Origin of the sequence: Streptomyces sp. NPDC007088, assembly GCF_042869355.1 — a bacterium.
GTDB lineage: Bacteria > Actinomycetota > Actinomycetes > Streptomycetales > Streptomycetaceae > Streptomyces.
In genome coordinates, this window is record NZ_JBIAFO010000014.1 from 13,088 (window position 1) to 27,822 (window position 14,735).

Consider the following 14,735-nt stretch of genomic DNA (forward strand, 5'->3'; position numbering starts at 1 on the left):
CAGGTCTCGGTCCGCGGGAGCGGCGACTCCCCAGGTCAGCCGTCCTCCATGTCGGGAGGCGGCATCGCCTCCCCGGCACGTCCCTGTACCCCGTGACCGGCTCGCGCACCCGTGCGGCCGTGTCCCCGCCGCCCACACCGCGTCCCCGGGACCCGATCCGCGCGGCCGCACCGCCGGGTCCCGGCGCGAGGAGGGGCCCGTCGCCGGTGCGACGGGCCCCTCCCTGCGCGAAGCGTCCTAGCCGTTGAGCGTCCATTTCTGGTTGGAGGCGCCCGTGCACGACCAGATCTGTGCCCGTGCCCCGTCCGCCGTGGAACGGTCGGCGACGTCGAGGCACTTGTTCGCGGCCGTGTTCACCACGTCATGACTCGTCGCGTCGTACGTCCACCGTTGGGCGCCGGTCCCGTTGCAGTCGTAGAGCTGCGCCTTCGCGCCGTCCGCCACCGAACCGCCCGTCACGTCCAGGCACTTGCCGTTGGTGCGCACCGTACCGTCCGCGCCCAGCGTCCAGCGCTGGTTGGCGGCGCCGGTGCACGCCCAGGTCTGCACGGCCGAACCGTTGGCCGTGCCCGAGGCGTCGAGGCACTTGCCGCCGATGCCGGAGAGCGTGCCGGCCCGCTCCCCGCTGCCGCTCTGCGTCCCCGACCAGATGAAGGTCGCGGACGTCTTGCCCGGAAGCTGGTAGGTGAAGTGCTGGCCGCCCCAGTTGACGGTGAAGGCGCGCGTCGAGGAGGACGCGTTGTACGCGATCAGCGCCTTGGAGCCGTCGGTGTTGCGCCAGGCCACGTTCGGCACGTCACCGCTCGCCGTGGACGCGATGCGGCTGGCCCCGGGACGGACGAACTTCGTGAGGTGCCCCATCGTGTAGTACTCGACGGTGTAGTCGACCTGTCCGCTGCGGCTGTCGCCGTTGTGCACCGTGATCAGCCCGTCACAGGTGCCGCAACCACCGTTGTGCGGGCCTCTGTTCTGGTCCACGGCCAGGGACCACTTCGTCACCGACTTCGCCCAGTTACGGGTGTAGTCGATGATGTTGCGCATGTCCTCGGTCTGCTGGTTGGCGATCCAGGTGCCGCCGGAGTGCTCGGTCTGGAAGGCGTCCAGCTGCGGGTACTTGTCGTGGATCTGGGTCTGCTTGTTGACGTCGCCGCCGTAGCCGTGCCACGCGATGCCACCGAAGTTCGGGTGGCTGCGCACGGCCGCGTCGTCCACGGTGGGCGCCGCGTAGGCGTCATAGGTGTCCCAGTTCCAGTCGTGCGCGAGCACCTTCGTCCTGAGCCCGGCGGTCTGGAGCTTGGGCAGCAGCTCGCTCTTGGTGAAGTACGCGAGCCCGGAGCCGTTCCAGCTCATCGACGGGTAACCGGCGCAGCACGTCGGCTCGTTCTGCGCCGTCACGTAGTCGATGGGCACCCCGGCGGCCTGGTACGCCTGGATGTACTTGACGAAGTAGTTCGCGTACGCCCCGTAGTTCTCCGCCTTGAGCCAGCCGCCGTTGAGCTGCCCGTTGTCCTTCATCCACGCGGGCGCGGTCCACGGCGAGGCGACCGTCGTGAGCTGCGGGTTGAGACGCTTGGCCTGCTGGGTGAGCGGCAGGACGCCCGCCTGGTCGTGGGCGATCGAGAACCTCGCGAGCGAGGGGTCGCTCTGCCCGGCCGGCACGTCGTCGTAGGTGTAGCCGGAGCGCGCGAGGTCCGAGCCGCCCATCGGGTTGCGGATGAAGGAGATCCCGATGCCGTCGGTCGGCGAGAAGAGCTTCGTCATCGTCTGGTCGAGCGTCGCCTGCGAGAGCGCCCCGCTCTCCTTCATGAGGTAGGCGGCGGTGTCGGTGAACGAGGCGCCGCCGCCCGTGAAGGTCTGGTAGCGGGTGCCCTCGTCCACCGAGACGGTCGTGCCGCTGTTCGCCGTGCCGGGCTGGAAGGCGAACGGCGCCTGCTTCTCCAGGCCGCGCGTGACGTGCCGCCCGCCGGAGTCGTCCGTCGTGGTGAGGTACGCGGTGACCTGCTCTCCGGCGGCCTGCGCCGGAACGCTCCCGGCGGCACCGAGCCCGGCGGCGGCGAGCGCCCCGGTGAGCAGGAGGCGGACGAAGCGGTGCGGGGAGTGGGACGGGGCGCCGGGGCCGGTGCGGCGCCGCGGTCTGCGGAGCATGTGGGGGACCCTCCTGTAGGCGGGGGGCGCTCCCGCGGGAGCGCCCCCGGGGACGACGAGCCGCGCTTTACGGGTAGTTGGTCAGGTACGCCACGTTGCTGCTCGGCGTCACCCTGGCTCCGGCGTTGTTGATGATGTGGTTGATGGTCCCCGCGCCGCCGAGCACGGTGGTCACCATGTCGTGGAAGCGGACCCCGCTGGTCTGCGGCACCTCGAAGGAGTGGTCCTCCACGACGGACGGGTTCACGTTGAAGTAGGCGTAGCTGCCCAGGCCCCACGCCTCGTGCGTCGTGACACCGCTCGCGACCTTGTAGGCCGGGTAGCCCTGCGTCGACCCGTTCATCCAGGCGGCCTGGTTCGGCGGGTCGTAGGGCAGCTCGTTCTGGAAGAAGTAGGTGCGCCCGCCGTTGCCGTTCCACACCACCTGGGTCTTCTTGTAGTGCTCCACGAAGAGCCCGTACGCGGTGACGTTCTGGCCGTTGACGACGAGGCCGGTGTCGGCGGTGTTGGTGTTCCAGCCGACCGTGCCGCCGTTGCCGTGGTCGGCGCGCCAGGCCCACGTGTGGTCGATGACCGTGTTGTTGCTGTTGACCACAAGCGAGGTGGTGGCCTTACCGACGGTGGCGCCGCCGATGCGCAGGAAGACGTCGTTGAGGACGGTCGGGTCGGCGGAGTGGTTGGCCGAGGAGCCGTTCGGGCCGACCTCCATGAGCGTCGAGGAGTTGGTGGTGCCGGCGTCGATGAGCAGTCCGGCCAGACGTATGCCGTCCACGTCGGCCGTGCTGAGCGCCGTGATGCCGTTGTCCGGGACGAGGGTCGCCAGGCCCATGCCGAGGACCACGGTGTCGGGTCGCGTCACCTTCAGCGTCTGGTTCAGGTGGTAGACACCCGGGGTGACGAGGAGGTTCTTGCCCGCGGCGAGCGCCGCGTTCATGTCGGCGGCCGAGGCACCGGGCTTCGCGATGTAGAACTGGTCGAGCGGGAGGTCACGCCCGGACTGCGTCTTGCCGTTCCAGGTCGTCGCCGAGGCGTTGGTCTGCAGCCCCGGCACGTACACCTTCCACGCGCCCGCGCCGTCCACGTGCAGGAAGGGCTTCTCGGCGTTGACCGGCGCGGAGGCGACCGTCGTGTACGTCGGGAAGTTCTGCGCGGGTGCTCCCTGGGCGCCGACGAAGACCATGTTCCAGTTCGACCCGGACCAGGAACCCATCGTGCTGTTCTTGGTGAGGAACTGCTGCTGCGAGCCGGACTGGATCTGCCCGTCCACCTTGCTGTCCGAGATGAAGCCGCCGCTCGACCAGCCGCCGTCGTCCAGCTTCAGGTTGCCGCGCACGTGCATCCGGCGGTACGGGGCCGCCTGCGACACCGCCCAACGGTCGGAGCCGCCCGTGGGGTTGACCGACATGTTGTCGGCCTCACGCCAGAAGTTCTGCGTGGCGTTGCCCTGGAACCAGTCCGCCTCGGCGTGCACGCTGCCGTTGATCGTCACGTCGTCGGGGCTCATCCCGAGCCCGGCCGCCTGCGTGTAGAAACCGACGTTCACGTCCGCGCTGTAGGTACCGGGCTTGAAGAGCACCGCGTACCGCTGGCTGCCGAACTGGTTGCTCTGCTGCTGGTTGAAGATCGAGTTGAGCCGGGCCTGGATGGTCGCGGCGGACATCGACGGGTCGAAGACGACGGTGTTCGGCCCCAGATCGGGGTCGTTGCCGTTCGGCGGAGTGGTGGAGCCGCCCGCGTAGTCCCACTTCTGGTTCGCGGTCCCGGCACAGTCCCAGACCTGGAGCGCGGCGCCGTTGGCGTTGTTGTTGTCCTTGACGTCGAGACACTTCCCGGCCGCCTGGTTCACGAACTGGCCGCCGCTGTACTGCCACTTCTGGGAGGCGAGCGAGTCGTAGCAGGTCCACAGGTGCACCGCGGTGCCGTTGGCGGTCCCGCCGTTCACCAGATCGAGGCACTTCCCCCGCGCGGTGAGCGTGCCGTTGTCGTTCAGCGTCCAGCTCTGGTTCGGTCCCGAGGCACAGGTCCACATCTGGGCCGGGGTGCCGTCGGCCGTCGAACCGTCCTTGACGTCGAGACACTTGCCGTTGCCCTGGTTGACGACCGGACTCGGCGTCGCGGCGCTCGCGGCGGGGCCGTCGACCACGACGAGCGTCCCGGCGCCGAGCAGCACGACGGTCGCGAGCGTCGTCAGGGAACGGGGGCGCCGTCTGGAGCGCGTGGGGGCAGGGGACATGCGGGTGTCCTTCCTGTGGCGGTGGAGGTGGGGAAGGAGGACCGGCCGAGGGGACGGCGTCCGTGAAACATTTACATGGGTCGTGCGAACCACTGCGTACAACCGGTGAAGTTAGAGCGCCGCCGGGGGGCCGTCAAGAGTAATGACATGTACGCGCGGCCGAATTGACGAACATACAGGTCGCAACAGCGCTCAACCCGCCCCGTACGGGGTCGCGGCGGCTCCCCGGACGGCCCGTGCGTGCAAGGGGTGGCGTCAGCGCGGAGGAAAGAAGCCCGTAACACGACGTCTTTTGTTTCAAACGCAGCATGAGACGGAGACGGAAGGGGGCACGCCGGCGCGGGGTGCGGGGGACGCGGGCACGGTGCGGAGGCGGGCTACGCGGCGGGCGGAGGCGGTGCCGTCGAGTCGCGGACCACCAGGGGGGTCGCGAGTTCGACGTGGAGAGTGTCCACCGCGTGGCCCGCGACGAGACGCACGAGGAGGGAGACCGCGATGCGCCCCATCTCCGCCAGGGGCTGCCGGACCGTGGTGAGGGCGGGCGTGATGCTCTGGCCCAGCTCGCTGTCGTCGAACCCCGTGACCGAGAGGTCGGCGGGGACCCGCAGGCCGGCCTCGCGCGCCGCGCGGACCGCCCCGGCCGCCGTCTTGTCGTTGAAGGCGACCAGCGCGGTGGGGCGCGGGGTGCGCGAGAAGAGCAGACGGGCGGCGACGTGGCCCTGATCGGTGGTGGGCTCGGTGATCTCGGTCAGCAGCTCGGGCTCGGGAAGAATCCCGGCCTCGGCGAGCGCGGCGGTGTGCCCGACGAGGCGGTTGCGGCTCGCGAGCCAGTCGCGGGGGCCGCCGATGAACCCGATACGGCGGTGTCCGAGCGCGAGCAGGTGCTGCGCGACCCGCCGCGCCCCGGCGGCGTGCGCGGCCGAGACCGAGGCGATGTCCTCCGGCAGCTCGACGCGCGGGTCCACCACCACGAGCGGGTAGCGCCGCGCGTGCAGCGCCTCCAGGTCGGGTGTGGGGCCGGGCGGGAGGACGAGCACGGCCCCGGCGATCCCCCGCTGTTCCGGCAGGGCCCGCAGCGCGGAGGAGTCGTCCTGCGCGCTCTCGCCCGCGAGCACGAGGGCCCGTCGGCCGTGCAGGGCCAGCGTCTCGACCACGGAGGTCACGATGGTGCCGAAGTAGTCGGTCAGCGCGTACGGGCAGTACACGAGGACCGGCGGCGCGGCGCCCGGCGCCCGCGCGAACCCGCTCCCGAGCCGCTGCGCGGCCTGCCGCACGAGGCGCTGTGTCTCGTCGGCGACCTGGGCGCTTCCGTTGACGACCCGGGACACCGTGGCGATGGACACACCCGCCTCGTCCGCGATGGCCCGGAACGTCACCCGCCCACCCGGCCGTCTGCCCATGCCCCTCAGCCCCCGTCGTCGCCACGCCCTTGCGCCTACCCTCTGTCACCACCGCGCCGAAGACAAGCCCGCTTCTTGGCGCGGGGAGCGGGCAACGGCTCCCCGGCCCCCAACAGGACGGTACGGCTCAGCCGTTGCCGTAGTACGCGCCCGCCCCGTGCTTGCGGGTGTAGTGGCGGTCGAGCAGGTGCCGGGGCGGTGGGTCCAGCGGGTCCGGGCGGAGGGCGAGCGTGTGCAGGGCCATCTCGGCGACGGCCTCGCAGATCACGGCGTGCTCCAGGGCGGCGGTGGCGCTCGCTCCCCAGGTGAAGGGACCGTGCCGGGAGACCAGCGCGGCGGGCACCTCGCGGGCCCGGCGGTCCTCCCCGGCCAGCTCGGTCACGATGACCTGGCCGGTGTGGAACTCGTAGTCCCCGGCGCACTGTTCGGGGCTCAGGTCGCGGGTCACCGGGATCGGCCCGTCGAAGGTGTCGGCGTGGGTCGTGCCGAGCACCGGGATGTCCCTGCGGGCCTGGGCGAAGGCCACCGCGTGGGTGGAGTGGGTGTGGGTGACGCCGCCGATGGACGGGAAGGCACGGTACAGGCAGCGGTGGGTCTCGGTGTCGGTCGAGGGCCGCAGGTCGCCGTGGACCACGCGGCCGTCCTCCAGGGCGACCACCACGAGATGCTCCTCGGTCAGCTCGCGGTAGGGGACGCCGGAGGGCTTGATGACGAAGACCCCGCGCTCGCGATCCACCCCGCTCACGTTGCCCCAGGTCAGGGTGGCGAGACCGGAGTCTCGGATGAGCAGGTTCGCGGCCAGCACCTCGCGGCGCAGGGCGGCCGGCGCGGGATCAGAACCGGCGGGCGTACGGATGGTCATGAGGGCTTCCCTCCTGGTGCTGGTGTGCGGACCGGCGGGGCGGCCGGGGGGGCCGGGGTCGGTGCCTCCGGCTCCTGCCAAAGACCCCCGGTCGCGGATCACAGGCCCTGGGCGAGCCGGTGGTACGCCTGGTTCCAGCGCAGTTCCCGCCGGAGGGCGCGCGGGGTGGTGTCCGCGTCGACGACGACCAGTTCGGTGCGCAGGATCTCGGCGAGGTCGTCGAGTTCCTCGATGCCGAGGGCGCTGGTGAGCACCGTGTGGTGCGGGCCTCCCGCCATGAGCCAGGACTCGGTGGAGGTGCGCAGGTCGGGCCGGGGCCGCCACACCGCGCGGGCCACCGGCAGGGCGGGCAGGGGCTCGCTCGGGGGCACCACGTCGATCTCGTTGGCGACGAGCCGGAAGCGGTCCCCGAGGTCGTTCATGCCGATCACGACGGCGGGCCCGGCCGCCGCGTCGAACACGAGCCGCACCGGGTCCTCCCGGCCGCCGATGCCCAGCGGGTGGATCTCGCAGCTGGGGGTGGTGGCGGCGACCGAGGGGCAGACCTCCAGCATGTGGGCGCCGAGGATCAGTTCCTCCCCGGGCACGAGGTGGTAGGTGTAGTCCTCCATGAAGGTGGTGCCGCCGGGCAGGTCCCCGGCCATGGTCTTGAGGGCGCGCAGCAGGACGGAGGTCTTCCAGTCGCCCTCGGCGCCGAAGCCGTAGCCCTCCGCCATGAGGCGCTGCACGGAGATGCCGGGGAGCTGGCGCAGCCCGCCCAGGTCCTCGAAGGTGGTGGTGAAGGCGCCGAAGCCGCCCTCGTCGAGGAAGGCGCGCAGTCCCGCCTCGATACGGGCCGCCTCGCGCAGCGCCTCGTGGCGCGCGCCGTCGGGGGCGAGCGCGGGGGCGAGCCGGTAGGTGTCGCGGTACTCCTCGACGAGTGCCCCGACCGCCTCCTCGGGTACGGCGCGGACGGCGGCCACGAGATCGTTGACGCCGTAGGTGTTGACGGAGACCCCGAAGCGGCGTTCGGCCTCGACCTTGTCCCCCTCGGTGACCGCGACGTCGCGCATGGTGTCGCCGAAGCGGGCCAGGCGCAGTCCGTCGAGGTCGGCGCGGCCGGCGGCGGCGCGGGTCCAGGCGGCGATCCGGCGCACCACGGCGGGGTCGCTCACGTGACCGGCCACCGTCTTGCGGGCGACGCCGAGCCTGGTCTGCGCGTACCCGAACTCGCGGTCGCCGTGGGCGGCCTGGTTGAGGTTCATGAAGTCCATGTCGAGCGTGGACCAGGGCAGTTCGCGGTGGGCCTGGGTGTGCAGGTGGAGCAGTGGTTTGCGCAGGGCGTCGAGTCCGGTGACCCACATTTTGGCCGGGGAGAAGGTGTGCATCCAGGCGATGAGCCCGGCGCAGGTGTCGTCGGCGTTGGCGTCCAGGCACAGGCGGCGGATCGCGGTGGCGTCGCTGAGGACGGGTTTCCAGACCACGCGCAGCGGTATCTGCGCCTCGGCGGAGAGCTGTCCGGCGATCCGCCGCGACTGGCCGGCCACCTGGCGCAGGGTCTCCTCGCCGTACAGGTGCTGGCTTCCGGTGAGGAACCAGACCTCGCGTACCGGCTGGGAGGGGGGCATGGGCGGACTCCTTGTGTGGCGGGGTGCGTGCGGGTGGCGGGAGGGCGGTCCGGTCGCCGCTGTCGTCAGTGGCCGGTGCCTGTCGCGAGCGCCGCGTCGCGCAGGGCTCGCAGGCGGTGCAGCTGGTGGTCGTCCCCGGCGCCGAAGCGGTCGTGCAGGAGGCGGTACTCGGCGTACAGGGCCTCGTAGGCGTCGGCGCGGGCCGGGTCGGGGAGGTGGGCGGCGTGCTCGGCGCGGCCCATCGCGCGGGCGGCGGCGCGGACGTCTGGGTGGGCGCCGGCGGCGACGGCCGCGTGGAGCGCGGAACCGAGGGCGGGGCCCTGGTCGGAGACGGCGACCGAGACGGGGCGGCGCAGGACGTCGGCGTAGATCTGCAGGAGCAGGGCGTTCTTCTTGAGCCCGCCGGCCACGACGAACTCGGTGACCGGCACCCCGCCCGCCTCCAGGGCCTCGACGATGACGCGGGTGCCGAAGGCCGTGGCCTCCAGGAGCGCCAGGTAGACGTCCTCGGGCCGGGTGCTGAGGGTGAGGCCGATCAGGACGCCGGAGAGGCGGTGGTCCACCAGGACGGAGCGGTTGCCGCCGAGCCAGTCGAGGGCGATCAGCCCGTGCGCGCCGACCGGGCGCCCGGCGGCCTTGCGGCTGAGCAGGGTGTGCGGGTCCTCTCCGGTGCGGGCGGCCTCTTCGGCGTACTCGGGGGGCAGTGCGGTGCGCGTCCACCACGCGAAGACGTCGCCGACCGCGCTCTGCCCGGCCTCGTAGCCGTAGGCGCCGGTGACGATGCCGTCGCGGACCACTCCGCATACGCCGGGCACCTCGGCGAGTTCGGGTCCGTTGACGACGTGGCAGGTGGAGGTGCCCATGATGGCGAGCAGCCGGCCGTTCTCGACGGCCTGCGCGGCGGGCGCGGTGACGTGGGCGTCGACGTTCCCGGCGGCGACCGCGATGCCCTCGGGCAGTCCGGTCCAGGCGGCGGCCCGCGCGCTCAGGCCGCCGACGCGGGTGCCCGGCGGGGAGAGCGGGTGGTCGAGCCGGGTCCGCGCGAAGTCCGCGAACTCCGGGTGCAGGGCGGCGAGATACTCCGGGTCGGGATAGGCGCCGTCCTGGTGGATGCCCTTGTAGCCCGCGGTGCAGGTGTTGCGGGACTCGGTGCCGGTGAGCTGCCACACGATCCAGTCGGCGGCCTCGATCCACCGCTCGGTGCGCGCGTAGACCTCGGGGTCCTCCTCCAGGAGCTGGAGGGCCTTCGCGAACTGCCATTCGGCGGAGATCCTGCCTCCGTAGCGTCCGATCCAGGGCTCCGCCCGTTCGTGGGCGAGGGCGTTGATGCGGTCGGCCTGGCCCTGAGCGGCGTGGTGCTTCCACAGTTTGGGCCAGGCGTGCGGCCGGTGGCCGAGTGCGGTCTCGCTCAGCGGGGTGCCGTCGGCCAGGGCCGGGAGCACGGTGCAGGCGGTGAAGTCGGTGGCGATCCCGATGACCTGGGAGGGGTCGACTCCGGAGGCGGCGAGCGCCTCGGGGACGGCCGTGCGCAGGACGTCCCGCCAGTCCTCGGGGTGCTGGAGCGCCCAGTCGGGCGGCAGGAGGGCACCGTCGTCGGGCAGCCGGGTGTCGATGACGCCGTGGGTGTACGGGTGCACGGCGAAGCCCAGTTCCTCGCCGTCGCGGACCCTGACCACCACGGCCCGTCCGGACAGGGTCCCGAAGTCGACTCCCACGGTGCAGGGTCCGGTTCCGTCGACGGGGCGGTGCGAAGGGCGGGGCGCTGCTGCGTCGGTCACGTGGGTGGCTCCGTTCTGCGGTTCGCGGCCGCCGGGGGCGGTGTGCGCCCCCGGCTGCTCGTGGTGCGCGGGTGGTCTCGGGGCTGGTGCGGCCGGCGCCGGTAGGGCGGTTTCGGTGTCAGGACACCCCGCACCGGGTGTCAGGACACCCCGCGCCGCTTGTTCCAGACGTCGAAGCCGACGGCGGCGAGCAGGACGAGGCCCTTGATGACCTGCTGCCAGTCGGTGCCGATACCGACGAGGTTCATGCCGTTGTTGAGGACTCCGAGGACGAGACCACCGATGATCGCGCCCAGTACCGTGCCGACCCCGCCGCTCATGGAGGCGCCGCCGATGAACGAGGCCGCGATGGCCTCCAGTTCGAAGTTGATCCCGGCCTTCGGGGAGGCCGCGTTGAAGCGCGCGGCGAACACCAGTCCGGCGAGTGCCGCGAGGACCCCCATGTTGAGGAAGACCGCGAACGTGATCCGTTTGTCCTTGACGCCGGAGAGCTTGGCGGCCGGGAGGTTGCCGCCGAGGGCGTAGACGTGGCGGCCGATGACGACGTTGCGCATGACGTAGCCGAAGCCGACCACGAGAACCGCGAGGATCAGCAGCACCACGGGGGCGCCCTTGTAGCTCGCGAGCAGCATCGTGACGACGAGGACGGCGGCGACCAGCGCGGTCAGCTTGAGCGCGAACAGCCCGGCGGGCAGCGGCGCCAGCTCGAACTCCCGTTGCCTGCGCCGCTCGCGCAGTTCCTGGAGGACGACGAAACCGACCAGGAGCAGGCCGAGGAGCAGGGTGAGGTTGTGGTAGTTGGTGTCCGGGCCGACCGCCGGCAAGAAGCCGTTGGAGACCTTCTGCAGGCCGTCGGGGAACGGGCCGAGGGTCTGCCCCTTGAGGAAGATCTCGGTGAAGCCGCGGAAGAGCAGCATTCCGGCGAGCGTCACGATGAAGGAGGGGATGCCCAGGTAGGCGATGAAGAAGCCCTGCATGGCTCCGGCCGCCGCGCCCAGCAGCAGGCACAGGACGACCGCGAGGGGCCAGGCCATGTCGTGGTCGACCATGAGGACCGCGCCGACCGCGCCGACCAGCGCGGTGAGTGAGCCGACGGACAGGTCGATGTGCCCGGCGATGATCACCACCATCATGCCGATGGCGAGGATCAGGATGTAGCTGTTCTGGAGGACCAGATTGGAGACGTTGCGGGGCAGCAGCAGGTCGCCGCCGGTCCACACCTCGAACAGCACGACGATCAGCCCCAGCGCGATCAGCATGCCGTACTGGCGCATGTTGCGGCGCATCGCGTCGGCGAGCAGCCCGAGCAGTCCCGGGCCGCCGGGACCGGGCTTCCGCGCTCCGGTGGGCGGGGTACCGGCCGGTTTGCCCTCGGTGAGGTTGGCGCTCATGAGTCCTGTCCCTCGCTGTGTGCCCCGGCGCGGCTCTCGGCGGCCCGGGTGTCCTTGGTCATGAGCCGCATCAGCGTCTCCTGGTCGGCCTGCTCGCGCGGCACCTCGCCGGTGAGCCGGCCGGCCGCCATCGTGTAGATGCGGTCGCACATTCCGAGCAGTTCGGGAAGCTCGGAGGAGATGAAGACGACGGCCTTGCCCTCGGCGGCGAGCCGGTCGATCACCGTGTAGATCTCGTACTTGGCGCCCACGTCGATCCCGCGCGTGGGTTCGTCGAGGATGAGCACCTCGGGCCCCGCGAAGATCCATTTGCTGAGGACGACCTTCTGCTGGTTGCCACCGGAGAGCCGGCCGACCGGCTCCATGATGTGCGGGGCCCGGATGTTCATCGAGGTGCGGAAGGACTCGGCGACGCGGCGTTCCTCGTGCGCGTCCACGACCGAGTGCCTGGCCACCTTGCGCAGCGCGCCGAGGGTGATGTTGCTCTTGACGGTGTCGATGAGGTTGAGCCCGTAGTGCTTGCGGTCCTCGGTGACGTAGGCGATGCCGTGCCCGATGGCCTCGGGCACGGTGCGGGTGCGCACCGGGGCGCCGTCGCGCAGGACGGTGCCCCCCGCGTGCCGGCCGTAGGAGCGCCCGAAGACGCTCATGGCGAGTTCGGTGCGGCCCGCTCCCATGAGTCCCGCGATACCGACGATCTCGCCGCGGCGCACGTTCACCGAGACGGAGTCCACGACCTTGCGCTGCTGGTCGACGGGGTGGAAGACGGTCCAGTCCCGGATCTCCAGCGCGGGCCGCTCCCCGGAGTCCGCGGTGTAGGGGCTGCGTTCGGGGAAGCGGTGGTCGAGGTCGCGGCCGACCATCCCCCGGATGATGCGTTCCTCGGTGGTCTCGGGGGCCTTGACGTCGAGCGTCTCGACGGTGCGCCCGTCGCGCAGGATGGTCACCGAGTCGGCGACGGCGGCGACCTCGCCGAGTTTGTGCGAGATGATGATCGAGGTGATGCCCTGTTCCTTGAGTTCCAGGATCAGGCGCAGCAGGGCGGCGCTGTCCTCGTCGTTGAGCGCGGCGGTCGGCTCGTCGAGGATCAGCAGCTTCACCTCCTTCGCCAAAGCCTTGGCGATCTCCACGAGTTGCTGCTTGCCGACGCCGATGTCACAGACCCGGGTCTGCGGGTTGTCCACCAGGCCGACGCGGCGCAGCAGCCGGGACGCCTCGCCGAGGGTGCGGTGCCAGCTGATGACCCCGCGGCTGGCGCGTTCGTTGCCGAGGAAGATGTTCTCGGCCAGGGACAGGTACGGGACGAGCGCCAGCTCCTGGTGGATGATGACGATTCCGCGCTTCTCGCTGGCCCGGATGTCGCGGAACCGGCAGGGCTCGGACTCGAACAGCACCTCGCCCTCGTAACTGCCGTGCGGGTGCACCCCGCTGAGGATCTTCATCAGCGTCGACTTGCCGGCGCCGTTCTCCCCGCAGATGGCGTGCACCTCTCCGGCGCGCACCGAGAGGGAGACGTCGGAGAGGGCCTTGACGCCGGTGAAGGACTTGACGATCGAGCGCATCTCCAGGACGGGTGCCGGCATGGCTGCGCCTTTCTTGGTGGTCAGCACTACTCCTGTGTGATCGGCTGCTCCGGTGCGGCCGGGGTGAGCGGCGACCGGTACGGGGCCCGGCCGGCGGGTGACCGGCCGGGAGGGGCCGTCAGTCGAGCTGGCTCTGCTTGTAGTAGCCGGAGTCGACCAGTTCCTTGGTGTAGTTGGTCTTGTCGACGCCCACCGGCTTGAGCAGGAAGGCGGGCACGACCTTCTTGCCGTTGTCGTAGGTCTTCGTGTCGTTGACCTCCGGCTTCTTGCCGTTGAGTACGGCGTCGGCCATGTCGGCGGCGACCTTGGCGAGCGCGCGGGTGTCCTTGTAGACGGTCATCGTCTGCTGGCCCGCGATGATCGACTTGACCGAGGCGAGTTCGGCGTCCTGCCCGGTGACCACGGGCAGCGGCTTGCTCTTGCTGCCGTAGTCGTCGGACTTGAGGGCGGAGAGGATGCCGATGGAGATGCCGTCGTACGGCGAGAGCACCGCGTCGACCTTGCTGTGCGCGTAGCTGGAGGTGAGCAGGTCGTCCATGCGCTTCTGGGCGGTGCCGCCGTCCCAGCGCAGGGTGGTGATCTGGTTGAGCCTGGTCTGCTTCGAGCGCACCACGAGCTGCTTCTTGTCGATGTACGGCTGGAGGACCTCCATCGCGCCGTCGAAGAAGTAGCGGGTGTTGTTGTCGTCGTTGGAGCCGGCGAACAGCTCGATGGAGAAGGGGCCCTTCTTCGAGCCGTCGGCCAGGCCCAGCTTGTCCAGGATGTAGTCGCCCTGGAGCCGGCCGACCTTCTCGTTGTCGAAGGAGGCGTAGTAGTCGACGTTGGGGCTGCCGAGGATGAGCCGGTCGTAGGAGATCACCGGGATGTCGGCGTCGGCGGCCTGCTGGAGCACGTTGCCCAGGGCCCGTCCGTCGATGGCGGCGATCACGAGCGCGTCCACACCCTGCGTGATCATGTTCTCGATCTGCGAGACCTGCTGGTCCGGATCGTCCTCGCCGTACTGGAGGGTCGTCTTGTAGCCGGCCTTCTTGAGCGAGGAGACCATGTTCCTGCCGTCGGCTATCCAGCGTTCCGACGACTTCGTCGGCATCGCGATCCCGACGGTCGCGTCGTTCGCCTTCTTGTCCTCCTTGCTGCCGCCCTCACTGTCCTGACCGCAGGCGGCCAGGCTCAGGCTCAGGGCGGCGGCACAGAGCAGCGCGGGCAGGGTGTGGCGTTGACGCATCGTCATCAGTCCTTGTCGTTCTCGTCGTCGAGAGGTCGGGGAGGTGCATGCGAAGGGGGCGCCGCCCCTGCGGCGACTGGGTGCGCAGACGCATGTTTGCGCTAACAATCGGCTGGGGCAAGGGTCTGCGCGAGCTTTCTCCTCCACCGGGCCGGAATGTTTCCGGACCGTGTCCTTCGGGGCGCCGATTCGGGTGAGGAAGCGTGGATTTCTGTCACTCCGCGAGCGAACGCGCTTGCCTGTGAGCGACTTTGATGGAAGTCATGCGGCAACTTACCGCCGATTGAGGGTTTTTGGGTCCAGCCGTGATGGAAATTGAGGTGCCCGCACGAGCGCGGAGGCAGGTGACGCCCGCCCGGCGGGACCGGTGTCCGTAATGCCGGGGTACGGTGGCCGCCCGCCGCACCGGCGGCCGGGGCGGCGCGTACGTGCCCGGAAGGGCCCGCCGCGCGGGGGCGCCCGGGTGGTGAACCCCCGGGTAACGTGCTGAAGGCCGATCGGGAGGAGGGGC

General features: G+C 70.8%; 9 protein-coding genes. All 9 read right to left on the reverse strand.

Going from position 1 to position 14,735, the window contains the following annotated elements; all coding sequences use genetic code 11:
* Positions 1 to 237 precede the first annotated feature (237 nt).
* Positions 238 to 2,145 (reverse strand): ricin-type beta-trefoil lectin domain protein, encoded by a 1,908-nt coding sequence (locus ACFYMP_RS22040; protein ID WP_388860206.1) that lies wholly within the window; start codon positions 2,143 to 2,145, stop codon positions 238 to 240.
* A gap of 67 nt (positions 2,146 to 2,212) precedes the next feature.
* On the reverse strand, positions 2,213 to 4,378 hold the full coding sequence (locus tag ACFYMP_RS22045; protein WP_388860209.1) for a ricin-type beta-trefoil lectin domain protein: 2,166 nt from the start codon (positions 4,376 to 4,378) through the stop codon (positions 2,213 to 2,215).
* Positions 4,379 to 4,755: 377 nt separating this feature from the next.
* The gene (locus tag ACFYMP_RS22050; protein WP_388860212.1) at positions 4,756 to 5,754 is read right to left on the reverse strand and encodes a LacI family DNA-binding transcriptional regulator; all 999 of its coding nucleotides are present in this window, start codon (positions 5,752 to 5,754) and stop codon (positions 4,756 to 4,758) included.
* A gap of 151 nt (positions 5,755 to 5,905) precedes the next feature.
* Positions 5,906 to 6,640: an L-ribulose-5-phosphate 4-epimerase AraD gene (gene araD, locus ACFYMP_RS22055; protein ID WP_388860215.1), complete on the reverse strand. Its 735-nt coding sequence runs from the start codon at positions 6,638 to 6,640 to the stop codon at positions 5,906 to 5,908.
* Between the two features lie 98 nt (positions 6,641 to 6,738).
* Positions 6,739 to 8,247, reverse strand: coding sequence for an L-arabinose isomerase (gene araA, locus ACFYMP_RS22060; RefSeq protein WP_388860218.1), 1,509 nt, complete (start codon positions 8,245 to 8,247; stop codon positions 6,739 to 6,741).
* 65 nt (positions 8,248 to 8,312) lie between these two features.
* Positions 8,313 to 10,025 (reverse strand): ribulokinase, encoded by a 1,713-nt coding sequence (locus ACFYMP_RS22065; protein ID WP_388860221.1) that lies wholly within the window; start codon positions 10,023 to 10,025, stop codon positions 8,313 to 8,315.
* A gap of 140 nt (positions 10,026 to 10,165) precedes the next feature.
* The gene (gene mmsB, locus ACFYMP_RS22070; RefSeq protein WP_388860224.1) at positions 10,166 to 11,416 is read right to left on the reverse strand and encodes a multiple monosaccharide ABC transporter permease; all 1,251 of its coding nucleotides are present in this window, start codon (positions 11,414 to 11,416) and stop codon (positions 10,166 to 10,168) included.
* The gene (mmsA, locus tag ACFYMP_RS22075) at positions 11,413 to 12,999 is read right to left on the reverse strand and encodes a multiple monosaccharide ABC transporter ATP-binding protein (RefSeq protein ID WP_388860227.1); all 1,587 of its coding nucleotides are present in this window, start codon (positions 12,997 to 12,999) and stop codon (positions 11,413 to 11,415) included. Before mmsA ends, mmsB begins: the two co-directional genes overlap by 4 nt.
* A gap of 118 nt (positions 13,000 to 13,117) precedes the next feature.
* The gene (chvE, locus tag ACFYMP_RS22080; RefSeq protein WP_388860230.1) at positions 13,118 to 14,230 is read right to left on the reverse strand and encodes a multiple monosaccharide ABC transporter substrate-binding protein; all 1,113 of its coding nucleotides are present in this window, start codon (positions 14,228 to 14,230) and stop codon (positions 13,118 to 13,120) included.
* Positions 14,231 to 14,735 lie beyond the last annotated feature (505 nt).

Excerpts from the sequence above, each read along its gene's own strand:
- ACFYMP_RS22040 (WP_388860206.1), bottom strand. The coding sequence starts at position 2,145 with ATGCTCCGCAGACCGCGGCGCCGCACCGGCCCCGGCGCCCCGTCCCAC.
- ACFYMP_RS22045 (WP_388860209.1), bottom strand. The coding sequence starts at position 4,378 with ATGTCCCCTGCCCCCACGCGCTCCAGACGGCGCCCCCGTTCCCTGACG.
- araD (WP_388860215.1), bottom strand. The coding sequence starts at position 6,640 with ATGACCATCCGTACGCCCGCCGGTTCTGATCCCGCGCCGGCCGCCCTG.
- araA (WP_388860218.1), bottom strand. The coding sequence starts at position 8,247 with ATGCCCCCCTCCCAGCCGGTACGCGAGGTCTGGTTCCTCACCGGAAGC.
- mmsB (WP_388860224.1), bottom strand. The coding sequence starts at position 11,416 with ATGAGCGCCAACCTCACCGAGGGCAAACCGGCCGGTACCCCGCCCACC.
- mmsA (WP_388860227.1), bottom strand. The coding sequence starts at position 12,999 with ATGCCGGCACCCGTCCTGGAGATGCGCTCGATCGTCAAGTCCTTCACC.
- chvE (WP_388860230.1), bottom strand. The coding sequence starts at position 14,230 with ATGACGATGCGTCAACGCCACACCCTGCCCGCGCTGCTCTGTGCCGCC.